This window comes from Streptomyces sp. CNH189 (assembly GCF_000527195.1).
Genome location: NZ_AZUS01000005.1, coordinates 240,153 through 263,268, shown reverse-complemented (window position 1 = coordinate 263,268; position 23,116 = coordinate 240,153). Strand labels below are relative to the sequence as shown.

At 74.2% G+C, this 23,116-nt stretch carries 19 protein-coding genes and 1 pseudogene; 10 read left to right on the top strand and 10 right to left on the bottom strand.

What is annotated here, in order from left to right; translation table 11 throughout:
* Positions 1-37: 37 nt before the first annotated feature.
* The gene (locus B100_RS0109850; RefSeq protein ID WP_024884272.1) at positions 38-2,626 is read right to left on the bottom strand and encodes a bifunctional FO biosynthesis protein CofGH; all 2,589 of its coding nucleotides are present in this window, start codon (positions 2,624-2,626) and stop codon (positions 38-40) included.
* A 24-nt stretch (positions 2,627-2,650) separates the two neighbouring features.
* The gene (locus tag B100_RS0109845) at positions 2,651-3,511 is read right to left on the bottom strand and encodes an LLM class F420-dependent oxidoreductase (protein ID WP_024884271.1); all 861 of its coding nucleotides are present in this window, start codon (positions 3,509-3,511) and stop codon (positions 2,651-2,653) included.
* 181 nt (positions 3,512-3,692) lie between these two features.
* Between B100_RS0109845 and B100_RS0109840 the strand changes: the two genes are divergently transcribed.
* From B100_RS0109840 to afsS, 3 genes are all read left to right on the top strand, one after another.
* Positions 3,693-4,088 (top strand): nitroreductase/quinone reductase family protein, encoded by a 396-nt coding sequence (locus B100_RS0109840; protein WP_024884270.1) that lies wholly within the window; start codon positions 3,693-3,695, stop codon positions 4,086-4,088.
* Positions 4,089-4,213: 125 nt separating this feature from the next.
* On the top strand, positions 4,214-7,171 hold the full coding sequence (gene afsR / locus B100_RS0109835) for an SARP-family global regulator AfsR (RefSeq protein WP_024884269.1): 2,958 nt from the start codon (positions 4,214-4,216) through the stop codon (positions 7,169-7,171).
* 210 nt (positions 7,172-7,381) lie between these two features.
* Positions 7,382-7,570 carry a regulatory protein AfsS gene (gene afsS / locus B100_RS0109830; protein ID WP_024884268.1) on the top strand — a complete coding sequence of 63 codons (189 nt, stop codon included), beginning with the start codon at positions 7,382-7,384 and terminating at the stop codon, positions 7,568-7,570.
* Between the two features lie 181 nt (positions 7,571-7,751).
* On the opposite strand, the gene B100_RS0109825 is transcribed toward afsS, so the two are convergent.
* The 3 genes and pseudogenes from B100_RS0109825 to kbpA all read right to left on the bottom strand — a co-directional run bounded on the left by B100_RS0109825 (position 7,752) and on the right by kbpA (position 11,746).
* Positions 7,752-8,273, bottom strand: a complete 522-nt coding sequence (locus B100_RS0109825; RefSeq protein ID WP_024884267.1) for a hypothetical protein — start codon at positions 8,271-8,273, stop codon at positions 7,752-7,754.
* A gap of 191 nt (positions 8,274-8,464) precedes the next feature.
* Positions 8,465-10,788, bottom strand: a pseudogene (gene afsK / locus B100_RS33830) (protein serine/threonine kinase AfsK).
* A 235-nt stretch (positions 10,789-11,023) separates the two neighbouring features.
* Positions 11,024-11,746: an AfsK-binding protein KbpA gene (gene kbpA / locus B100_RS0109815; protein WP_199785225.1), complete on the bottom strand. Its 723-nt coding sequence runs from the start codon at positions 11,744-11,746 to the stop codon at positions 11,024-11,026.
* Positions 11,747-11,880: 134 nt separating this feature from the next.
* Between kbpA and B100_RS0109810 the strand changes: the two genes are divergently transcribed.
* From B100_RS0109810 to B100_RS0109800, 3 genes are all read left to right on the top strand, one after another.
* On the top strand, positions 11,881-12,516 hold the full coding sequence (locus B100_RS0109810) for a TetR/AcrR family transcriptional regulator (protein WP_024884265.1): 636 nt from the start codon (positions 11,881-11,883) through the stop codon (positions 12,514-12,516).
* 218 nt (positions 12,517-12,734) lie between these two features.
* Positions 12,735-13,160 carry a pyridoxamine 5'-phosphate oxidase family protein gene (locus tag B100_RS0109805; RefSeq protein WP_024884264.1) on the top strand — a complete coding sequence of 142 codons (426 nt, stop codon included), beginning with the start codon at positions 12,735-12,737 and terminating at the stop codon, positions 13,158-13,160.
* A gap of 58 nt (positions 13,161-13,218) precedes the next feature.
* Positions 13,219-13,884 (top strand): pyridoxal 5'-phosphate synthase, encoded by a 666-nt coding sequence (locus B100_RS0109800; protein ID WP_024884263.1) that lies wholly within the window; start codon positions 13,219-13,221, stop codon positions 13,882-13,884.
* 52 nt (positions 13,885-13,936) lie between these two features.
* Here the strand turns inward: B100_RS0109800 and B100_RS0109795 are convergent, their stop codons facing one another.
* Positions 13,937-14,581, bottom strand: coding sequence for a GNAT family N-acetyltransferase (locus tag B100_RS0109795; protein ID WP_024884262.1), 645 nt, complete (start codon positions 14,579-14,581; stop codon positions 13,937-13,939).
* Positions 14,582-14,687: 106 nt separating this feature from the next.
* Here B100_RS0109795 and B100_RS0109790 point away from each other — a divergent pair, with 106 nt between their 5' ends.
* Positions 14,688-15,887: a flavin-containing monooxygenase gene (locus B100_RS0109790; protein ID WP_024884261.1), complete on the top strand. Its 1,200-nt coding sequence runs from the start codon at positions 14,688-14,690 to the stop codon at positions 15,885-15,887.
* Between the two features lie 168 nt (positions 15,888-16,055).
* Here the strand turns inward: B100_RS0109790 and B100_RS0109785 are convergent, their stop codons facing one another.
* Entirely contained in the window at positions 16,056-17,351 is a 1,296-nt protein-coding gene (locus B100_RS0109785; RefSeq protein ID WP_024884260.1) for an MFS transporter, read from the bottom strand.
* 72 nt (positions 17,352-17,423) lie between these two features.
* On the opposite strand from B100_RS0109785, the gene B100_RS0109780 reads away from it, so the two are divergent.
* Positions 17,424-18,476 (top strand): helix-turn-helix domain-containing protein, encoded by a 1,053-nt coding sequence (locus tag B100_RS0109780; protein ID WP_024884259.1) that lies wholly within the window; start codon positions 17,424-17,426, stop codon positions 18,474-18,476.
* Positions 18,477-18,897: 421 nt separating this feature from the next.
* On the opposite strand, the gene B100_RS0109775 is transcribed toward B100_RS0109780, so the two are convergent.
* From B100_RS0109775 to B100_RS0109765, 3 genes are all read right to left on the bottom strand, one after another.
* The gene (locus tag B100_RS0109775; RefSeq protein WP_024884258.1) at positions 18,898-19,362 is read right to left on the bottom strand and encodes an ATP-binding protein; all 465 of its coding nucleotides are present in this window, start codon (positions 19,360-19,362) and stop codon (positions 18,898-18,900) included.
* 483 nt (positions 19,363-19,845) lie between these two features.
* Positions 19,846-20,358 (bottom strand): EF-hand domain-containing protein, encoded by a 513-nt coding sequence (locus tag B100_RS0109770; protein WP_024884257.1) that lies wholly within the window; start codon positions 20,356-20,358, stop codon positions 19,846-19,848.
* A gap of 171 nt (positions 20,359-20,529) precedes the next feature.
* Positions 20,530-20,910 (bottom strand): STAS domain-containing protein, encoded by a 381-nt coding sequence (locus B100_RS0109765; RefSeq protein ID WP_024884256.1) that lies wholly within the window; start codon positions 20,908-20,910, stop codon positions 20,530-20,532.
* A gap of 362 nt (positions 20,911-21,272) precedes the next feature.
* On the opposite strand from B100_RS0109765, the gene B100_RS0109760 reads away from it, so the two are divergent.
* Entirely contained in the window at positions 21,273-21,854 is a 582-nt protein-coding gene (locus tag B100_RS0109760) for a sigma-70 family RNA polymerase sigma factor (protein ID WP_024884255.1), read from the top strand.
* The gene (locus B100_RS0109755) at positions 21,851-23,029 is read left to right on the top strand and encodes a maleylpyruvate isomerase N-terminal domain-containing protein (RefSeq protein WP_024884254.1); all 1,179 of its coding nucleotides are present in this window, start codon (positions 21,851-21,853) and stop codon (positions 23,027-23,029) included. The genes B100_RS0109760 and B100_RS0109755 overlap by 4 nt, the downstream gene beginning before the upstream one ends.
* Positions 23,030-23,116: the final 87 nt, after the last annotated feature.

The window sequence follows — 23,116 nt, the reverse complement described above, 5'->3', positions numbered from 1 at the left end:
TCGGATCATCCTACTGCCAGCGTGGGCCTGGCCCGGCTCAGTCGAGGACAGGCAGCAGCTCCGGCAGATGGCCGTCCGACGTCTCGGCGGCACGGCGGCGCTCCTCGGGGACCTCGCCGTAGAGCGTGGTGCGGGGGCGGGCGGGACGGCCGGCCGCCTCGGCGACCGCGATCAGGTCCTTGACCGACTTGTAGGAGCCGTAGGAGGAGCCCGCCATGCGGGAGATGGTCTCCTCCATCAGCGTGCCGCCCAGGTCGTTCGCGCCGGAGCGCAGCATCTCCGCCGCGCCGTCCGCGCCCAGCTTCACCCAGCTCGTCTGGATGTTGGGGATCCAGGGGTGGAGCAGCAGGCGGGCCATCGCGGTCACCGCGCGGTTGTCGCGGACCGTCGGACCGGGACGGGCGATGCCGGCCAGGTAGACGGGGGCGTTGGTGTGCACGAACGGCAGCGTCACGAACTCGGTGAAGCCACCGGTCCGCCGCTGGATGGAGGCGAGGGTGCGCAGATGGCCGAGCCAGTGGCGGGGCTGGTCGACGTGGCCGTACATCATCGTGGACGAGGAGCGGATGCCCAGCTCGTGGGCCGTTTCGACGACCTCGATCCAGGTGGCCGCCGGCAGCTTGCCCTTGGTGAGGATCCAGCGGACCTCGTCGTCGAGGATCTCCGCCGCCGTGCCCGGGATGGTGTCCAGACCCGCTTCCTTCGCGGCGGTGAGCCACTCGCGGATGGACAGGCCGGTGCGGCTCGCGCCGTTGACCACCTCCATCGGGGAGAAGGCGTGGACGTGCATGCCGGGCACGCGTTCCTTCACCGCCCGCGCGATGTCGAAGTAGGCGGTGCCGGGCAGGTCGGGGTGGATGCCGCCCTGCATGCACACCTCCACCGCGCCGACGTCCCACGCCTGCTGGGCGCGGTCGGCGACCTGGTCCAGCGAGAGGGTGTACGCGTCGGCGTCGGTGCGGCGCTGGGCGAAGGCGCAGAAGCGGCAGCCGGTGTAGCAGACGTTGGTGAAGTTGATGTTGCGGGTGACGATGTACGTCACGTCGTCACCGACGGCCGACTTGCGCACGTCGTCGGCGACCTGGCAGAGGGCGTCGAGCGCGGGGCCGTCGGCGTGCAGCAGGGCGAGGGCCTCGGCGTGGGTCAGCTTCGTCGGGTCGGCGGCGGCGGTGCGCAGTGCCTCGCGCACGTCGGTGTCGATCCGCTCCGGGACCATGCCGGGGGCGGCGGCCTCGCGCAGGGCGTCCCAGTCGCCGTACACCTCGTCGAAGTCGGCGCGGCGGTCGCCGGTGCGGCCCTCGGTGTCGATGGTGCGGTGCAGGTCGGTGCGGCCGGTGCCGGTGAACGCCTCGTCCGGCTCCTGCCACGGCAGCCCCTGGGGCAGCGCGTCCGGGCGGGCGAGGCCCGTCTCCTGGTCGGCGAGCGCGGCGACGTGCGGGCGCAGCCGGGGGTCCAGCCAGGGCTCGCCGCGCCGCACGAACTCCGGGTAGACGCAGAGGCGTTCGCGCAGTTCGAAGCCGGCCGCGCGGGACTGCTCGGCCAGTTCCTCGATCTGCGGCCAGGGGCGCTCGGGGTTGACGTGGTCGATGGTGAGCGGGGAGACCCCGCCCCAGTCGTCGATGCCGGCCGCGATCAGCCGGCCGTACTCGGAGTCGACCAGGTTGGGCGGGGCCTGGAGGCAGGCGGTGGGGCCGAGGACGAGCCGGGCGACGGCGACGGTGGCGACGAGTTCGTCCAGCTCCGCGTCCGGCATGCCGCGCATCGCGGTGTCCGGCTTGGCGCGGAAGTTCTGGATGATCAGTTCCTGGACGCCGTGGTGGGCGCGGGCCACCTTCCGCAGCGCGAACAGCGACTCGGCGCGCTCCTCGTAGGTCTCGCCGATGCCGATGAGGATGCCGGAGGTGAAGGGCACGGAGGAGCGGCCGGCGTCCTCCAGGACCCGCAGCCGCACCGCGGGCTCCTTGTCCGGGGAGCCGTGGTGGGGGCCGCCGGGCTCGGACCACAGGCGGGTCGCGGTGGTCTCCAGCATCATGCCCATGGACGGCGCGACCGGCTTGAGGCGCTGGAAGTCCGTCCAGGACATCACGCCCGGGTTGAGGTGCGGGAGGAGGCCGGTCTCCTCAAGGATGCGGATGGAGATGGCGCGGACGTAGGCGAGGGTGTCGTCGTAGCCGTGCGCGTCGAGCCACTCGCGGGCCTCGGGCCAGCGGTCCTCGGGCTTGTCGCCGAGGGTGATGAGGGCTTCCTTGCAGCCGAGCGCGGCACCCTTGCGGGCGATGTCGAGGACCTCGTCCGGCGACATGAACATCCCGTGCCCGGCCCGGCGCAGCTTGCCGGGCACGGTGACGAAGGTGCAGTAGTGGCACTTGTCCCGGCACAGCCGCGTCAGCGGGATGAAGACGCTCTTGGAGTACGTGATGACGCCGGGCCGCCCCGCCGCCTCCAGGCCCGCGTCGCGGACCCGGGCGGCGGACGCGGAGAGGTCCGTCAGATGGTCACCGCGCGCCTGGAGCAGGACCGCGGCCTCGGAGACGTCCAGGGAGACGCCGTCCCGGGCGCGTCTGAGCGCACGGCGCAGGGAGTTCTCGGTCGGGCCGCCGGTTCCGGACGTCGCGGAAGTCGTCATTCTTTGAGCATACGTTCGGGGTGATCAGGACTTCCGCCCCCGCACGAACGGCTGGAGCGCGTCGAGCGCCCGCAGCGTCTCCGTCTCCCCCGCCGGGGGCAGCTGTGCCACGACCTCCTCGACGCCCAGCTCGGCGAAGTGCTCCAGCTTGCCCGCGCTGGGCCGGACCGCGTACGGCACGACCTCGAGGGCGCCCGGGTCGCGGCCGGCGTCGGCCCAGGCGGTCCGCAGCGCCGGCAGGGACTCGGTCAGGCCGCGCCCGCCGATCGGCAGCCAGCCGTCGGCGTAGGCGCAGATGTCCGCGAACAGCTTCGGCCCGGCCGCCCCGCCGACCAGCGTGCGCGGACCGGTCACCGGGCCGCGCGGCTTACGCACCGGCTTCGGGTACGCGGTGCTCGCCCGCACACTGCCGAACTCCCCGTCGAAAGCCGTGGGTTCGTCGGCCCACAGGGCGCGCATCAGGCCCATACGGTCCCGCACGAGCGCCCGCCGGGTGCGCCACTGCACCCCGTGGTCGGCGGCCTCCTCGACGTTCCAGCCGAAGCCGAGCCCGAGCGTGAACCGGCCGCCGGAGAGATGGTCCAGGGTCGCGATCTGCTTGGCCAGGTCGATCGGGTCGTGCTGCGCGGCGAGGGTGATGCCGGTGCCGAGCCCGAGCCGGTCGGTGACCGCCGCGGCCTGCCCGAGCGCCACGAAGGGGTCCAGGGTGCGGCCGTACTCGCGGGGCAGCTCGCCGCCCGCCGGGTAGGGGGTGGTCCGCTCGACGGGGATGTGCGTGTGCTCGGGCAGGTACAGCCCGGCGAAGCCCCGCTGTTCCAGCTCCCTCGCCAGCCGGACCGGGGTGATCGTCTCGTCGGTGAGGAAGATCGTGACGGCGATGCGCATGGGCGGCCTTTCGTACGCGGACGACGCCCCATCAATACCCGCGAACTCCGCCCCTGTCCATACCGACCGGTCGGGATCAGCCGGTGACCGAGGCCGCCGCCCGTGGCTTCGGCCGCTTCCACCAACTCCCCCTCCCACACCCACCTCCATTCCTCCGGCCGCCGGTAGGCTCGGCCGCACGATGACTTCTCGCGCCGAACGCAAGTACCGGGCCGCCACCGCCTTCCAGCGGCGCGTCGGCAACCCGCTGCTGCGCCGGATGCCGTTCCAGACGCTGCTGGAGACCACGGGCCGTGTCTCGGGGCTGCCCCGCACCACCCCGGTGGGCGGTCGGCGCGCCGGCGACACCTTCTGGCTGGTCTCGGAGTTCGGCGAACGCTCGCAGTACGTCCGCAACATCAAGGCCGACCCCCGGGTGCGGGTGCGCATCCGGGGCCGTTGGCACACCGGCACCGCCCACCCGATGCCGGAGGACGACCCGGTCGCCCGGCTGCGGCTGCTGCCCCGCCTCAACAGCGCCGCCGTAAGGGCCCTCGGGGCGGGGCTGCTGACGGTACGGGTGGATCTGGACGGATGAGGTCGCACATGTGGGGACTCCGTGGGGGCCCGCTGCTCGCCGTGTGATCGGTGTCTCGCACGGCTGACTCCTTCGTCAGGAGAAGGCAAACTGGCCTAGTTGCTCGCGATGCGTAGGGGGACTGCATGGACGGTGTGCCGCGAGGACCGGAGCAGCGGCGTCCCGGCTCCTCGGCGGAGCGTGAGGCGCTGCGGTTCGGCGTACTCGGCCCGATCCGCGCCTGGCGTGACGAGGAACCGGTCGCCACCGGAAGCCCGCAGCAACGCGCGCTGCTGGCCGCCCTGTTGCTGCGCGAGGGCCGCACGGCCACGGCCGCCGAGCTGATCGACGCCCTGTGGGGCGAGGAGCCGCCCTCCCAGGCGCTGGCCGCGGTGCGCACCTACGCCTCCCGGCTGCGGAAGGTGCTCGACCCCGGGGTCCTGGTCAGCGAGTCCGGGGGCTACGCGGTGCGCGGACTCGGCGAGGACGCGCTGGACCTCGCGGCGGCCCAGGAGCTGGCGGCGGACGCGGAGAAGGCCCGCACGAGCGGCGACCTGTGCCATGCGCGCGAGCTGCTCAGCCGGGCGCTGGCCCTGTGGGACGGCGAGACGCTGGCCGGTGTGCCGGGCCCGTACGCCGAGGCGCAGCGCGTGCGCCTGGAGGAATGGCGGCTGCAGCTCCTGGAGTCCCGGCTCGACATGGACCTGGAGCAGGGCTGCCACGCGGAGGCCGTCTCCGAACTGACCGCGCTCACCGCCGCCCACCCGCTGCGCGAACGCCTGCGCGAACTGCTGATGCTGGCCCTGTACCGCAGCGGCCGGCAGGCCGAGGCGCTCGCCGTCTACGCCGACACCCGCCGGCTGCTCGCCGACGAGCTGGGCGTGGACCCGCGCCCGGACCTGCGGGAGCTGCAGCAGCGCATCCTGGAGGCCGACCCGGCCCTCGCCCAGCCGTCCGCCCCGCTGCCCCGGCAGGCGCCCGCCCCGGTACGCCCGGCGCAACTTCCCGCGTCCGTGCCGGACTTCACCGGCCGCGCGGCCTTCGTACGGGAGCTGGGCGAGATCCTGTCGGGCGCGTCCGGTGGCGAGGGGCAGGTGATGGCGGTGTCCGCGCTGGCCGGGATCGGCGGCGTCGGCAAGACCACCCTCGCGGTGCACGTGGCGCACGCCGCCCGGTCCGCCTTCCCCGACGGCCAGCTCTACGTCGACCTGCAGGGCGCCGGGGTCCGGTCCGCGGAGCCCGAGACGGTCCTCGGCGCCTTCCTGCGCGCCCTCGGCACGGCCGACTCGGCCATCCCGGACTCCCTGGAGGAGCGGGCCGCGCTCTACCGCTCGCTGCTGGACGGCCGCCGGGTGCTGGTGCTGCTGGACAACGCGCGCGACGCGGCGCAGGTCCGGCCGCTGCTGCCGGGCACGGCGGGCTGCGCGGCCCTGGTGACGTCCCGGGTGCGGATGGTGGACCTGGCCGGGGCGCACCTGGTCGACCTGGACGTGATGTCGCCGGAGGAGGCGCTGGCACTCTTCACGAAGATCGTCGGTGCGGAACGGGTCCGCTCGGAGCGCGAGGCGGCCCTGGACGTGGTGGCCGCCTGCGGCTTCCTGCCGCTGGCCATCCGCATCGCCGCCTCCCGGCTGGCCTCCCGGCGCACCTGGACGGTCTCCTTCCTCGCGGAGAAGCTCGCCGACGAACGCCGCCGGCTGGACGAGCTCCAGGCCGGCGACCTGGCGGTCGCGGCCACCTTCGAGCTGGGCTACGGCGCCCTGGAGGCCACGCAGGCGCGCGCGTTCCGGCTGCTGGGCCTGGCCGACGGCCCGGACATCTCCGTGGCCGCCGCGGCGGCCCTGCTGGCCCTGCCGGTGGAGGAGACGGAGGACCTGCTGGAGTCCCTCGTCGACACCTCCCTCCTGGAGTCGGCGGCCCCCGGCCGCTACCGCTTCCACGATCTCGTACGGCTCTACGCGCGTGCGTGCGCCGAGCGCGACGAGCAGCCGCCCGCCGAACGGGACGCGGCCCGGTCCCGGCTGCTGGACCACTACCTGGCGACGGCGGTGGGGGTGTACGCCATCGAGCGGCCGGGCGACCGGACCGTCGCCCATCTGGAGAAGGGCCGGTACGCGGCCCGGGAGTTCGGCACCGCGGCGAAGGCGCTGGACTGGCTGCACACCGAGGCCGGGCCGCTGCTGGCATGCGTGCAGCAGTCCCTCGACGCGGCCATGGTGCGCCGTGCCGTCGACCTGCTGGTGGCCACCATCGACCTGGCGGAGTCCGGGGTGGACTCGCGCCAGTACCGCAAGACCGCGGTCGCCGCGTGCGAGGCGGCGGCCGCCCTGGAGGACGCCCGGGCCGAGGTACGCGCCCGCGTCACCCTCGCCCAGGTACTGAGCCAGGCGGGCCGGTTCGAGACGGCCGAGGAGGAGTCCCGGCGCGCCGACACCCTGCTGCGCGGCGCGGACGACCCGTGGGCGAACGGCACCGCACCCAACCAGCTGGGCATCATCGCGCTGTGCACGGCCCGGTACGCCGACGCCGAGGGGTACTTCCAGCGGGCGATCGACGCCTTCCGCGCCGACGGCAACCGCCCGGGCGAGGCCAGCGCGGTCTGCAACCTCTCCCGCACCCTCGCCTCCATGGGCCGCACCACCGAGGCCGTCCAACTGGCCCAGCGGGGCGTGGAGATCTACGGCGAGCTGGGGATGTCGGTGCGGCTGGCGAACGCGCGCTACGCCTCCGGCATCGTGCTCAGCCAGGCGGGGCGGCCGGCCGAGGCGCTCGGCCAGCTCGACGAGGCGCTGTGCATCTTCGCGGAGAACCGCCAGTCCCTGTGGGAGGGCACCACGCACTACCGCATCGCCGAGGTGCACCTGCGGGCCCGGCGCCCGGCCCGCGCCGCCCGCCACGCCGAACAGGCCCTGGCGATCGGCTGCATCGGCGGTGACTGGATGCGGGCCAACGCCCTGACCGTGCTCGGGCGGGCGCTGGACACGCTGGACCACGCGGACCGGGCACGTGCCTGCTGGCGCGAGGCACTGGCCCTCTACGACGAGGCGGGCTCCGCCGAGGCCGCCCAGGTGCGGCGCCTGCTCGCCCCGCTGTCCGCGGCCTGACCGGCCCCCCGCAGGCGGCGTTCATCGAACGTTTATGACGGGCTGTCACTCTCATGGAACGGATGCGTCGCGTCGGGGGGCAGGCGGATCCGAGGGGCTCATCTCTACTCTGAGACCCGCCAGAACGCCCGTTCGGCGGCCTTCGGGGGAGTCGCCGAACGGGCCGTTCAACCGCACGGCCCAGTCCACCTGTTGGGGGTAGCACACGTCATGAGCGAAGCCACGAACGAGCCGGAGTTCACCACTCAGGACCAGCACGCGCCGACGCCGCCGAGCAAGGACGACCCCGAGGTCACCACGCTCGACCAGCACGCGCCCGCCCCGCCGAGCATCGGCGAGGTCACCACGCTGGACCAGCACGCGCCGGCGCCGCCCGCCCTGGACCGGGACGGCAAGTAGACCTTTTCCCGCACGGGGACCGGCCGCGGCGGCGCGGAGGGGGAGCCACCGCGGCCGAGGCGTGAACGCGTCCGGTACCGGTGTCCGAGACGGACACCGGTACCGGACGCGTTCGTGTGAGACGTGCCGGGGGCCACGGGGTCCTGCGACCCCGGGCCCCCGGCATGTGCGCGCTCCCCGGTCAGACGGCCGGGGCGAAGTCGTCCATGTCGCACTCGTCGATCAGCGGGACGCTCTCCGCGTCGTCCACGGCGATCCGCGCCGGGGTGGTCCCGCCCGCCGGGACGGTGACCTCCTGGGAGCGGGAGACGAGCGTGTCGCCGCCGGCGTCCACGAAGTCCACCGTGACGGTGAAGGTGCCCTCCACCGCTGCGGAGTTGGCGACCTCGACGGTGGCGTAGGGGGTTTCCGGGGACGCGCAGTCCACCAGGGTCACCATGGCGGCGTCCGGGGAGGCCGTGGTGTCCACGCCGCCGGAACCGCCGCTGTCGCCGTAGTCGTCGTCATCGTCGTCGTAGTGATCGCGGTGCGAACCGCCGCCGGAGCTCGACGAGTCGTGGTTCTGGCTGGAGCTGCTGCAGCCGCCCCCGCCGTCGCCTCCGCCGCCGTGTCCGTGCCCGCGGCCGGTCGAGAAACCGGTGAGGGCGAGGACGACGAGCGCCGAGACGGCGGTGAGCCTGAGTGTCTTCCCCCGAGAAGTCATGGCCGTCAGCCTAGCGATCTTTCTGTCACGGCCATGTCACTGCCTGGCGACCGTCGCGTACCCGGCGTAGCGTCGGGCCCGTGGGCGGCGGACCGCGCCGCCGTCCGCCGCGGCGGCCGCCGTCCGGACCTCTTCCGTGCGCGCCGGCACGACGGCCGTCCCCCGGGGACGCGTGGGGCGCCGGAACGGCGTCAGGCCGTCCGCGCCGTGCCCGTGCCCTTCTCCGCGTCCAGCGCGTACACGCACCGGTCCTTGCTGCACGCGTACACCACGCCGTCCCGCACCACCGGGGAGCCGGTGATCTCGCCACCGGTGGCGAGCTTCCAGCGCAGCCGTCCGTCGTCGGCCTTCAGCGTGTACAGCAGGTGGTCGCTGGAGCCGAAGTGGATACGCCCCTCGGCGACCGCGGGCGCGCCGACGATCTCGCCGCCCGACTGGAAGCGCCACTTGGGCGTGCCGGTGACCGCGTCCAGCGTGTACAGGCCTTTGCCGCTGCCCACGTGCACGTGTCCGGCGGCGACCAGCACCGGTTCGACGGAGGAGCGGGACTCCGTGGCGATGCGCCAGCGGTCCCGGCCGTCGGTGGCGTCCAGGGCGTAGACCGTGCCGAGGTAGTCGGCGAGGTAGACCCCGCCGCCGGTCACCGCCGGGCCCGGCACGAAGGCCGGCGCACACAGGAAGACCGCCGGGGCCTCGAAGTGCCAGCGGACGTGCCCGGAGGCCGCCTCCAGGGCGAGCACCCGGGTGCCGGCGCAGACGTAGACGTAGCCGTCGGGGGCGGCGGTGAGGCGGACCGGGACGCCGCCGCAGGAGGCCGCGTCGCCGATCGGGTAGGACCAGCGCTCCTCGCCGGTGCGGGCGTCCAGGGCGCGCAGCCGGGCGTCCTGCCAGACGTAGGCGGTGCCGTCGTGCAGGGCGGGTCCGGCCTCCGGGGACTCGAAGTCGCTCTGGCAGCCGGTGACTTCCCACAGCTGCTGCCCGGTGGACGCCTCCCGGCCCTGGACGCCTCCGCCGCGGGTGCCGGTGACGACGGTGCCGCGCTCGGCCTTGAGGGAGTACACCCAGGCGTCCGTGTTCAGCCGCCACAGGTCGCCGCCCTCGCGGGCGTCGAGCGCGTAGAGGGTGGGTCCGTCGGAGGCGTGGATACGGCCGTCGGCGACCGCCATCGACCAGGCGACGTCCCGGGTCTTGAAGCGGCGCCGGCCGGTGGCCACGTCCAGGGCGTGCACCTCGAAGGAGGTGACGTACACCAGGTCGCCGGCGACGGCGGGCGTGCCCCACACGTCGTTGGACATGCGGAACCGCCACGGGCGCCAGCCGCCGGGCTGCTCCGGCGGCGCGGCGGGCGCCGTCGTCGCGGGCGCGGCGGGCTCGGCGCCGTTCACGCCGGGGCGGAGGCGGCCGGTGGCGCCTGCACGGCGGCCGCGCGCGTGTCGGCGACGCGCGGGCCGGGGCCGATGGGCACGCCGGCGCCCGCCAGCCGGACCGGGCCGGTGCCGGGCGGGCCCACCGGGACCGGCGGGGGCTGCGGCACGACCGGGTCGTGCGGCGGCGGAGGCGGTACGTGGGGGCGGGCGCCGCCCGCGCTGCGGCCGGCCGGCTGCGGCGGCTTGGCCGGGCGTCCGCCGCGGCGCGTCTCGATCAGGCCCACCGCCCGCTCGGGCAGCCACGCCGACGCCGTGCCGCTGTCGTCGGAGCCGGAGCCGAACAGGTGCGGGGCGAGCTGGGCCTGCAGGTCCGCGGGGTTGGGCCGGGCCGTGGGGTCCATCTGCATGCACGCCTCGATGAGCGGGCGCAGCTCGTCGGGCAGGCCCTCGAGGTCCGGGCCCTCGCGCAGCAGCATGAAGACGGTCTCGACGGGGTTGGCGCCATGGAACGGGGGGTGTCCGGTGGCGGCGAAGACCAGCATGGAGCCGAGGGAGAAGACGTCGCTCGCGCCGGTGACGCTGCGGGAGTCCTTGGCCTGCTCCGGGGACATGTAGGCGGGGGTGCCGACCGCGACGTTGGTCATCGTCAGGCGGGTGTTGGACACCCCGGAGGCGATGCCGAAGTCGATCACCCGGGGGCCGTCCTCCACGACCAGCACGTTGGAGGGCTTGAGGTCGCGGTGGACCAGACCCGCGCCGTGGATCGACTGCAGCGCCTCCGCGACGCCCGCGGCGAGCCAGCGCACCGCCTGCGCGGGCAGCGGCCCGCACTCGTTCACTATCTCCTCGAGGGAGGGGGCGGGGACGTACGCGGTGGCCAGCCACGGCACGGCGGCGCGCGGGTCGGCGTCCACGACGGCCGCCGTGTAGAAACCGGAGACCGCGCGGGCCGCCTCGACCTCGCGCGTGAAGCGGACCCGGAACAGCTGGTCCTCGGCCAGCTCGGTCCGGACCGTCTTGATCGCCACCCGCCGGCCGGACGCCGAGCGCGCGAGATAGACCAGCCCCATGCCGCCGGCTCCCAGCCGTCCCAGCACCTCGAACGGCCCGATACGCCGCGGATCGTGCTGCGTCAGCTGATCCACCACTTGCCTGCCACCTCCCCGTACGCGTCGCGCCACCACCTGTGCGCGACCGTAGTGCAGCGTCTCACCACGGCACCGCCGTGGCGGCACGCACCCCGATTCTTCCTGTCCGGGCCCCCGGTTGCGAACCGGCCGACAAATCGGGTGTCCAGGTTTACATATGACACGGAGGATCCGCGGACGGTGTACGGGGAACGGACCGGCGCCGCGGACCGCGACGGCGCACCGAGGGTACGGCTCAGCGGTGCAGCAGCGCGAAGGACGCCCCCTGATTGTCGGTGACCACGGCCGCCGTCCCGTACGACGTCCCGAAAGGCGGGACCTGCGTCCGCCCGCCGAGCCGGGTCACCTCGCCCAGCGCGGCCGCCAGGTCCCGCACGGCGAAGTGCACCAGGAGGTGGGGCGGCATCTGCGGGGCGAACACCTCGGTGACCGGCGCGCGGCCGAAGTCCGGGTCGGCGCCCGCGCCGAACAGCGCCTCGTGGAAGAGGTCGCCGTAGAAGGTGTTGGCGGTCTCCGTGTCCCGTGCGTACAGCTGGACCCAGGCGAAGGTGCCCGGCTCGTGCCGGCGTCCGAAGCCGGCCGCCGTGCCGGGCTGCCACAGCGAGAACACCGCGCCCTCGGGGTCGGTGACCAGGGCGGTGCGGCCGAGGTCGCCGAAGGGCGCCGGGGAGGCGACCACCTGCCCGCCGGCCGCCCGGATACGCCGGCACAGCGCCTCGGCGTCCGCGGTGGCGAAGGACACCGTCCACACCGTGGGCAGTCTTCCGTCCGTCTTGTGCGCGAGGGAGGCGACCGGCTCGCCGTCCTTGAGCGCCCGGACCGTCCCGGTGGGCTGGTCCTCGAAGGTCCAGCCGAACAGCTCACCGTAGAACCGCTTGCCCGCCTCCAGGTCGGGCAGCTGCGCGTCCACCCAGCAAGGGGTGCCCTCCGTGTATTCCGATGCCCCATTTTCGGCCATGCTCACAACGTATCCGGGCCGCCCGCACGCCGCCGACCAGGCACACCAGGGCTCCGGAGGGCGCGCACCCCATTTGCAGTCGGCCGAATCGCGCTCCGATCACCCGTCGGTAAGCTGACGGCATGACAGGACAAGTGCGTACCGTCGACGGCCGCGTGGCCGGCCGGCGTGGGCAGGAGACCCGGCAGAAGCTGCTCGACTGCCTCAGCGAGATGCTCAGCTCGTCCCCGTACCGGGATGTCAAGGTCATCGACGTCGCCCGCCGCGCGGGGACCTCGCCGGCCACCTTCTACCAGTACTTCCCGGACGTCGAGGGCGCCGTCCTGGAGCTGGCCGAGACCATGGCCGCCGAGAGCGGCTCCCTGACCGAACTGGTCGAGGGGCGCTCCTGGAGCGGGCGGGCCGGCTGGCAGACGGCGCAGGAACTGGTCGCCGGATTCCTGGACTTCTGGCGGCACAACGACGCGATCCTGCGTGTGGTGGATCTCGGCGCCGCCGAAGGGGACAAACGTTTCTCCAAGATTCGCGTGAAGGTCCTCAGCGCGGTGGAGTCCTCGCTCGCGGAGTCCGTCACCGAGCTCCAGGCCAAGGGACGGATCGACAAGGACGTCAACCCCGGCGCGGTCGCCGGGTCCCTGGTCGCCATGCTGGCGGCCGTCGCCTCGCACCAGAAAGGTTTCTCCTCGCGGGGCGTCAAGCAGGCCGACATCAAGCCGAACCTGGCGCTGCTGGTGCACCTGGGGGTCACCGGCCGCAAGCCGACCAAGTAGCCGCCCCACGGCCCGGCCCTCCACGCGACCTCGCACGTCCTGTCATCCGGGCGGTGGTTCACTCCGGTGGACCGCCGCCTGTCGCGTGTCCCGGGCCTGTCCGGTTCCGATGGTGGGGGTGCGGCGCGCGGAACACGACTCCGCGCGGCCGGTGTTGTACCGGCCGGCCGCAGACCCAGGTGACAGCGCACGTCCCGACGCCGCAGGAGGAACCCGCCATGGTCCTGACCCCCGAAGAGCGTGAGCAGTTCCTGTCCGAGCCGCGCGTGGCCGCCTTCGCGGTCGACGCGGGCCACGGGCGCGCCCCGCTCACCGTGCCCCTCTGGTACCAGTACGCGCCCGGCGGGGACGTGTGGATCCTCACCGGCCGGCACTCGCGCAAGAACCGGCTGCTGCAGGCCGCGGGACGGTTCTCCCTGCTGGTGGAGCGGGTCGAGCCGACGATCCGCTACGTGTCCGTCGAGGGCCCGGTCGTCGACACCTCCCCCGCCACGGTCGAGCTGCTGCGGGAGATCTCCGCCCGCTACCTGCCGGCCGAGAAGGTCGACGGCTACGTCGAGTTCGCGTGGAAGGACCACGGCGAGCAGGTCGTCGTACGGATGCGTCCCGAGCGGTGGGTGTCGTCGGACCTCGGCTCGATCTAGGCACGTCCGGGGTGTGGCCCTCGCGTCGGCCCGGGCGCCGGGGGCCGACAATCGCCGCATGGAACCTGATCTCCACGAGCTGCTGCGGTCCCTGCGGGTGTGGGACCCGGCGGTCACCGACCTGCGCCCCTTCGACCCGGAGGGCGCCCCCGCCGAGCCGCTGCCGCTGTTCGCGCGGTGGCTGGCGGAGGCCGCGGCGGCCGGGCAGCCGGAGCCGCACACCATGTCGCTGGCGACGGCGGACGCGGACGGCCTGCCGGACGTACGGATCGTGATGCTGCACGGCGCGGACGAGCGGGGCTGGTCGTTCGCGACGCACGCGCACAGCCGCAAGGGCGGGCAGCTCGCCGCCCGCCCGCAGGCCGCCCTCGCCTTCTACTGGCCGGTGCTGGGCCGTCAGGTGCGGGTGCGCGGGTCCGTCGGGACGGCGCCGGCCGAGGAGGCGCAGGCGGACCTGCACGCCCGCTCCACCGGGGCGCTGGCCTCCGCCCTGACCGGCAGGCAGAGCGAGGTCCTCGGCTCGGTCGAGGAGCTGACCGGGGCCTCGGAGGACGCCTGGGAGCGGGCGCGGCGGGAGCCGGGGACGCCGGCGCCGTCCTGGACGCTGTACCGGCTGCGCCCGGAGGAGGCCGAGTTCTTCCAGGGTGACCCGCGGCGCCGCCACACCCGCCTGCGCTACCGCCGCACCGCCGACGGCTGGACCAGGGAGCTGCTCTGGCCGTGAGCGGGCGCGCACGGCCGGATCGGGGAACCGCTCCGGGCGTGCGCGGCGCCGGTCAGGAGCCCTCCGCGGTTCCCGGCCCCGTGGGTCCCGTAGGTCCCGTCGGCCCCTCGGGGGGCGGGTCGGTGGCGAGGCGGGCGTGCAGGTGGACGTCGCGGAAGGCGTCGTGGCGGTCGGCGGCGAACATCGCCCCGCGCAACGTCCCCTCGTGCCGGAAACCGCACCGCTCCGCGATCCGGCAGGACGCCTCGTGCCCCACGGCGTGGCCCAGCTCCAGCCGGTGCAGGCCGAGTCCGGTCAGCGCCCAGTGCGCGGTGAGCAGCAGCGCGCGGGTGGCCACGCCCCGGCCGCGGGCCTCGGGCAGCACCCAGTAGCCGACCCGGCCGACGCCCATGACCGGGCGTATGTCCTCGATGCCGATGTGCCCCAGCGGTGTGTTGCCGGCCTCGTCCGCGACGCGGAAGGAGACGGTGCCGCCCTCCGCGGCCAGGGCGGCCCGGGTGCGCAGCGACTCCCGGGCGCCGGTCAGGTCGGCAACCGGACGCAGTGGGGTGTTCCAGCGCCGGAACTCCGGGTCGGTGGTGCCGCGCAGCCACGTCCCGGCGTCGTCGTCGGACGCCGGGTCCCAGGGGCGCAGGAGCAGGCCGTGGCCGCGGAGTTCGGTCGGCAGGCGGGGTCGGGTGCGCTGTCGAGAAGCCATGAGGACATTCAAGCCCGCGATCGCGGTGAAACCATGTGATCATTCCGCAACCAATTCCGGTCTTGACCGAGACCCATCAAGCATGTGCCGGATTACGCTCGCGGTCATGGCCGACTCCACCACGTCCGCGCAGCCCACCGCGCCCCACCGGACTGACCGCCCCGTCTACGTCGTCGGCGGCGGCCCGGGCGGACTGTCCGTCGCGTACGCCCTGCGCGAGCGCGGGGTACGGGCCGTCGTGCTGGAGCGGTCCGGACGCGTCGGCGACTCCTGGCGCCGCCACTACGACCGGCTGCACCTGCACACCACCCGGCGGCTGTCGGCCCTGCCCGGCCTGGCGATGCCCCGCCGTTTCGGGCGCTGGCCGTCCCGCGACGACGTGGTCCGCTACCTGGAGAAGTACGCCGAGCACCACGGTCTGGAGATCGTCACCGGCGTCGAGGTGTCCCGGGTCGAGCGCACCCCCGACGGCGGTGGCTGGCTGCTGCACGCCACGGGCGGGCGGGAGCTGACCGGCGCGGCGGTCGTCGTCGCCACGGGCTTCAACCACACCCCGCGCGTCCCCGACTGGCCCGGCCGGGGCACGTACACCGGCGAGTTCCTGCACGCGTCGGCCTATCGCAACGCGAAGCCCTTCGCCGGGCGGGACGTGCTGGTGGTGGGCGTCGGCAACACGGGCGCCGAGATCGCCGTGGACCTGGTGGAGGGGGGCGCCTCCCGGGTGCGGCTCGCGGTGCGCACCCCGCCGCACATCGTGCGCCGTTCGACCGCGGGCTGGCCCGCGCAGTACTCCGGGGTGCTGGTGCGCCGGCTGCCGGTGGGCCTGGTGGACCGGATCAGCCGGGTCCAGGCACGGATCGCACTGCCGGACCTGTCCGACCGGGGCCTGCCCCGCCCGGAGGCCGGCCTCTACACGCGGGTGCGGGAGGGTGCCATCCCGGTGCAGGACGTCGGCCTGATCGACGCCGTGCGCGAGGGGACGGTGGAGGTGGTGGCCGCCGTCGAGGGCTTCGAGGAGGACCGGGTGCTGCTCGCCGACGGCGAGCGGATCACACCGGACGCGGTCGTCGCGGCCACCGGTTACGAACGCGGCCTGGAGGGCCTGGTGGGCGGCCTCGGCGTGCTCGACGACCGGGGCAGACCCGTGGTCCACGGCGCCCGCACCCCGGACGGCGCCCCGGGCCTCTACTTCACCGGCTTCACCAACCCGATCAGCGGCAACCTCAGAGAACTGTCCCTCGACGCCCACCGCATCGCCCGCGCGATAGCCCGCACCGGACGGGCGTCCCGGCTGCCGGGGGCGTGACCACGGCGGACGGACCCCCCTCAGCGGGCCGCCGCGAACCCGCCGCGCTGGTACGAGCCCACCTGGCCGGCACGGCCCCCCGCCCCCGTGCTGCCCGCACGGCGCGGCTGCCCACGCGGGCCCGTGCGGGTGCCACCCGTCAGTACCGGCGTACCGCAGGCGCCTCCGTCACGCGGCCGGCCGCTTGCGGATGACCAGGGCCATCAGGGCCGCCGCCGCGCACAGGGCGCCCGAGCCCAGCCACATCACGTCGTACGAGCCGAACGCGTCCCGGGCGAGGCCGCCGACGAAGGCCACGACGGCGGCCCCCACCTGGTGGGACGCCAGCACCCAGCCGAACACGATGGGGCTGTCGTCGCCGTAGTGCTCGCGGCACAGCGCGAGGGTGGGCGGCACGGTGGCGACCCAGTCGAGGCCGTAGAAGACGATGAACAGCAGCATCGGCGGGTGCACGGACGGCGCGAGCAGCAGCGGCAGGAAGAGCAGGGAGATGCCGCGCAGCGCGTAGTAGACGGCCAGCAGGCGCCGCGCGTCGAAGCGGTCGGTGAACCAGCCGGAGGCCACCGTGCCGACCACGTCGAAGACGCCGATGACGGCGAGCAGGGACGCGGCGGTGGTGATCGGCATGCCGTGGTCGTGCGAGGCGGGCACGAAGTGGGTCTGGATCAGCCCGTTGGTGGAGGCGCCGCAGATCGCGAACGTGCCGGCGAGCAGCCAGAAGGGGCCGGTGCGGGCGGCGGTGGCCAGCACGGTCAGCGTGCGCCGGGCGGCACCGGGCACCGGCGCCGGCTTGGGCACGAACTCCTTGGCGCCGTACGGCTTCTGGCCCACGTCGGCCGGGTGGTCGTGCAGCAGCAGCCAGACGAACGGCACCACCGCGAGCGCGGCGAGCGCCACCGTCACGGCCGCCGGCCGCCAGGAGTACCGGTCGACGATCCAGGACAGCAGGGGCAGGAAGATCAGCTGTCCGGAGGCGGACGCGGCGGTGAGGATGCCGCTGACCAGACCGCGCCGCTCGGTGAACCAGCGGTTGGTGACGGTGGCGGCGAAGGCGAGCGCCATGGAGCCGGAGCCGAGGCCCACCAGCAGGCCCCAGCAGAGCATCAGCTGCCAGGCGGCGCTCATCCACACGGTGGTGCCGGAGCCCACCGCGATCACCGTCAGGGCGACCGCGACGACCCGGCGGATGCCGTAGCGGTCCATCAGCGCCGCCGCGAACGGGGCGGTGAGCCCGTACAGCGCCAGGTTGACGGAGACCGCGGCGCCGATGGTGCCGCGCGACCAGCCGAACTCCTCGTTCAGCGGGTCGATGAACAGGCCCGGTACGGCGCGGAAGGCGGCGGCACCGATGATCGTCACGAAGGTGACGGCGGCGACGAACCAGGCGCGGTGCACCCGGAGGCGGGTCGGCTTGCGGCCGCTCGCGGGCGGCCCGACGGCGGCGGTCTTGCTGGTCGAGGTCACGCGGTACAGCTTCGGGGAAGCATGTCCCCTTCAACGAGTGGCCCGGAAGACAGCATTCGCTAGGATCGGGCCATGCGCACGGAACCCGTCGAGCCGCCGCCCCACCCCGCCGGACGCGGGCCGCACCGCGTGGTCGTCCTCGCCCTCGACGGCCTGCTGCCGTTCGAACTGGGCATCCCGCACCGCGTCTTCGGCCGCCCCCGGGACGAGCGGGGGCGCCCCCTGTACGAGGTGGTCACCTGCTCGGTCCGGCCGCCCGGCCCGGTCGAGACGGACGCCGACTTCACGTTTCACGTGCCGCACGGCCCCGAGGTCCTGGCCACCGCCGACACGGTGATCATCCCCGCCTGCTACGAGCGGGGTCCGGTCTTCGAGCGGGGCGAGCTGACGGACGAACTGGCCGCCGCGCTCGGCCGCATCCCGCCGTCCGCCCGCATCGCCTCCATCTGCACCGGGGTGTACGTCCTCGCCGCCGCCGGCCGTCTGGACGGGCGCCGCGCCACCACCCACTGGGCCGACGCGGAGCGCCTGCAGCGGCTGTTCCCGCGCATCGACGTCGACCCGGACGTGCTGTTCGTCGACGACGGCGACATCCTGACCTCGGCGGGCGTCGCGGCCGGGATCGACCTGTGTCTGCACATGGTGCGGTGCGACCACGGCGCCGCCGTCGCCAACGACGTGGCCCGGCGCACGGTGGTGCCGCCGCACCGCGACGGCGGGCAGGCGCAGTACATCCAGCGGCCGGTCCCCGATCCGCAGCAGGCGTCCACCAGCGGCGCCCGCGCCTGGGCGCTGGGCCGGCTGCACGAGCCGATCCAGCTGCGCGACATGGCCGAGCGGGAGTCGATGTCGGTGCGCACCTTCACCCGCCGCTTCCGCGAGGAGACCGGGGTCAGTCCGGGGCAGTGGCTGACCCGTCAACGGGTGGAACGGGCACGCCACTTGTTGGAAACCACCGACCTGACGGTGGACCAGGTGGCCCGCGAGTCGGGCTTCGGCACGGCGCAGTCGATGCGGGCCCATCTCCAGGCGGCGCTCGGCGTGACGCCCACGGCCTACCGCCGCACCTTCCACGCGGCCGCGGAACACCAGGAGGAAGCGTCGGCGGTCCGCGTCGGAGCCTGAGCCACGCGGACCCGCCCGCTTGTCCACAGGCTGTGGACAAGCGGGCGGACGACGGCGGTGGCGGTGCGGCGCTGTGCGCCCCGAGCACGGCAGCGCCGCACCGCTCTTCGGTTCCGGCGCTCCCGCGGATCCCCCGGCCCCGGGAGCAGACGCCGGATCACGACCCGCACTCGTCGAGGACTCCCGTCAGGGCCCTCGCCGTCCCCTCGCTGCGCATCGCTGACGCCCAGCGTGATCACCTCGTCACGACACGTCAACACCGTTTCGGGTAGCCATGCTCGACTCGCCGTAATTGCCCTGTTCGTCGGCTCGGCGCACGGGAGCACACCCGGCGCACCGGATCACACACGGCACCGCGCGGCAGTCGCCCTGTGCCCCCGTGCTCTCCCGGCGGCGCGGCAACCCCGGGCCGGGGGCGCTCTCAGACCGCCTCGTACGCCAGCCCGCCGTACGTCGCCGCGCTGCCCCCGCAGGGCGTGCCGGGCCCGGACGCCGTGCCGCAGCGGTCCAGTTCGCACCAGATGCGCTTGCCGGTGCCCTCGGTGCTCCAGCCCCAGCGGTCGGCGAGGCCGTCGACGAGGGCCAGTCCACGCCCGCCGGTCGCGTCGCCGTCCACGCAGCGCGGCACCGGCGCCCGGCCGCTGCGGTCGGCGACCTCCAGCCGGACGGTGACCTCCTCGGCCGCGTCCTGCCCGGGCAGGGACAGCCTCAGGACGGCCGGACAGCCGGTGTGCACCACGGCGTTGGTGACCAGCTCGGAGACGAGCAGGATCAGCGTCTCGGCCAGCGGCTCGTCCACCCCTATGCCGGACCCGGCCAGCCGTGAACGGGCCCAGCGCCGGGCCCGCCCCACCTCAGCGGGGTCGGGCCGGATCTCCAGCTGCACTTGAAGCACCTGCACCGCTCACACCATCCGAACCGGCGGACACTTGGACTCGCGCCTCACGAGGGCCACGATCCTAGCCATTTTCTGCATGCCCAGAACAACGGCCAGGAAAGGGATCACAGTGGGTGACTCCCCTACGGCACAGCATGGTTGACGTTGAGTCACCTCAACAAGCGCTTCGGGCATATTCCAGCGCGAAGGAGTACCCGTGCGGCATACTGTGCGACGCTCGCCACGGGGAGTCGAACGGACGGCCACGGACGGCCCGGTCACCCGGCGGGCACCCGCGAGAACCGGCCGGAGGGCCGCCGCCCACGGGGCGGCCCGGCCGCGATGCGCGCTCACAACGACTCGCATCCCACACAAGCTACCGGAGCCGGCCTCCGACTCCGGGCGGTGACGGGGAACCCGTCGGACGGACTCCGCTCCCGACGCTCCGTGATCAGGAGAATGCCACGATCCGTGACACGGATGTCCGGTGCGTCACTCGGGCACGGTGAAGTAGCGGGCGAACGCGGAGACGATCTCCTCCTCGCCGATCCGGCCGTCCCCGTCCCTGTCCAGCGCGCCGGCGACCTGCCCGGCGAGGTTCCCGGCGACCCCCAGCACCGTGAGCACGCGCGCGGTGTTGTCCACGCCGACCGTGCCGTCCCCGGCGCTGTCGGCGACGGCGAGCGCCGCGTGCAGGAAGGGGCGGGCGATCTCGGCGAAGCGCTCGGGGTTGTCGCGCAGCCGTTTGACCGCGCCGTTCACGAACTCCTCGCGGGTGATGCGCTGGTCGCCGTCCCGGTCGGCGATGCCGGCCATGCCCTGCCAGAACGCCTCGGCCCCGACGTACAGGGCCTGGCCCCGGTCGGAACGGGCCGCGGTGTCGAACTCGGCGAGCAGCGCCTTGGCCGCGGAGCTGAAGTCCTCGCGGTCGATGTAGCCGTTGCCGTCCTGGTCGAAGCCGGCGAAGCGGGCCGCGATCCTGCGCTCGTACTCGCTGGTGACCATGTCTTCTTCAGGCCGCCTTAGGTCGGAGGGTCGTCTCGCTGGGAGCGTACGTGGTGAGGGGGCAGGGGGGAGCCGGAAAGCGGTGCTTGGACCAAGACCGGGGGAACAACGGGACACGCGTGTGACACATGTGAGGGGGACCACGCGCGGGCGGGGTGAACGGCGGGCGGCTCAGGCCGAGAGCGGGCGGGCGTCCTCGTCGACGGCGGAGGAGACGTCCGGGTGGATCTCGAACAGGCGGCGCACACCCAGCGCGCCGAGCACCTTGTTGACGTGGCTGCCGTCGGCGGCGCCCCGCGCCGGGAGGATCAGCCGCAGCCGGCCCTGGCAGGAGCGCAGCAGCCGGCGGGAGGCTATGAGCACGCCCACCCCGCTGGAATCGCAGAACCACACCTCGGAGAGGTCGAGGACGAGCGCGTGCCGCCCCTCGGCCACCACGTCGTGCACCCGCTGCCGCAGCACCGGGGAGGTCACCAGGTCGAGCTCGCCGGAGACCCGGAGGACGGCCCATGAGCCGTTCTCCTGGTCGGTCACTTTGAAGGTCACCACCACGCCCCTCGCTCGCCGAAACGGAAGCAATACCTACGCTTCCTTGCAGCGCGGCTGCCCACCGGCCGTTCCCTGAAACACGGCCCCAGAAACGGTTACCGAACAGAAAGGGCTTGTTTTGGTCGCCTTCGATCTGATTCGGTCGGTTCCGATCGACTCACGGGAGGGAAGGTGTGATCCGTACGGCAACCGACCTGCACCGGCGGCCTCTTACCACGGAGGGCTTCGCGAGGGGCGCACATTGCCACAAAGGGGCGTGCACGCGCGTCCGTGGCGACTACATTCGTGGCGTCGCCGGTCACACACCGGACCCGGGCACCGACCACCCCGGGGGCCCGGGGGACGAACAGGGGGTGAGGGGCCGCATGCCGAAAAGGGACGCACCGCCCCGCTGGGACCGCAAGATGCAGCAGCGGCTCGCCCGTGGGGAGGCGGCCGCCCTCGGCGAGCTCTACGACCGCTTCGCCTCCCTGGTGCACGGTCTCGCCCACCGCGTCCTCGGTGACGAACACGCCGCCGACGGCGTCACCCGCGACGTCTTCGCGCACGTCTGGCAGCACCCCGACTCCTACGATCCCCGGCAAGGCCCCCTGCGCAGCTGGCTCGCCGCCCTGACCAACCGGCTGGCCGTGCAGCGGCTGCGCACCGCCGGGACCGCCGCGCTCGCCCGGGGCGGCCCCGGCACCACCGAGGACCTGGAGCGCAAGGTGCGGCACGCCACGGTGGCCGCCCGCGCCGACTACATCGTCCAGTCCATGCCCGCACCGCTGCGGGCCGCGCTGGAACTGGCGTACTTCCAGCGCCGCGACTACCGGCAGACCGCCGCCGACCTGGGCGTCACCGACGAGGAGGCGCGCCGCCGGCTGCGCCTGGGCCTGCAGTTGCTGGCCACCGCCCACGACACCGAGGCGCCGGGCGCCCCGCCCGGTATCGGAGGTGCCGCGTGAGCGGGCGCCGCCCCGAGCCGTACGACGACCGCGGGCCCCTCGCCTCCGGGACGGGCGGTCCGCCCCCGGGGCCGGAGCACCATGTGCTGAAGTCGCTGCTGGGCGCCTGGGCGCTGGCCGCCTGCGCACCGGCCGAGGCGGAGGCCGTCGAGGAGCACCTCGGCGACTGCGGGCCCTGCGCGGACGAGGCGCTGCGGCTGCGCGAGGCGGTCGGCCTGCTCCACCGGCCCGAAAGCCTCGACCTGGACCCGGCGCTGCGCGCCCGCGTCCTGGAGACCTGCCTGGAGCGGCGCCCGCCGCGCATCCCGGTCCCCGAGTGGGCCACCGCCTACGACGCCGAGACGGCCCGGCTCGACGCGCTGCTCCAGGACTTCGGGGACTCCGAGTGGCACGCGCCGGTCCGGCTGCGCTGGTACGAGGGCGACGAGGCGAGCACCCGCCGCACCACGGTCGCCGGGGTCATCGCCCATCTGCTGACCGTCGACGGGCTGGTCGCGGTCGCCCTGGGCCTGGAGGACCCGCTCGGCGACGTCCGGCCCGCCCGCCCCACGCCGTCGGACCGCACCGAGGCCTACTGGCACGCCGCACGCTTCCCGCCCACCCGGGCCGTCCGCGGCCCCTGGCGGGAGCAGAGCCACCGGCTGATCCGCACGGTCTCCTTCACCGGCAGCGACACCGGCCGCATGACGGTCCCCTACGGCGACTTCGCGCTGCCGCTGCACGACGCCATGCTGGACCGGGCCTTCGAGTGCTGGGTGCACGCGGAGGACATCGCCGAGGCGGTGGACTACCCCTACGACCCGCCCTCCGGACGGCACCTGCACACCATGGTGGACCTCGCGGCCCGGCTGCTGCCGGTGGTCCTGGAGAACCGCCGCCACCACGGGCTGGCCGCTCCTGTGGAACGCCGGCTCGTGTCGGCCGGGGAGCCGGGACGCAGCCTGCGCCTGGAGATCGAGGGTTCCGGCGGCGGGGAGTGGCTGATCCCGCTGGACTCGCCGGCGGCGAAGGGGTCGGCGGAGCACGAGGTTGCGCATGTCGCGCTGGACGGGGCGGAGTTCTGCCGGCTGGCGGCGGGGCATGTGCCTCCGCCTGAGGCTGCCGCCGGGCAGGAGGGGGACCGCGAGGCGATCAGGGATGTCCTGTTCGCCGCGGCGAGCCTGAGCCGTATGTAAGGACGCCTTGTGCTTCGTCGGCGGCTGCGGGCCGTCGTGGGCCGTTCGCGCCCGCAGCCGCCGACGGCAAGAGTGACCGTGCCCCGA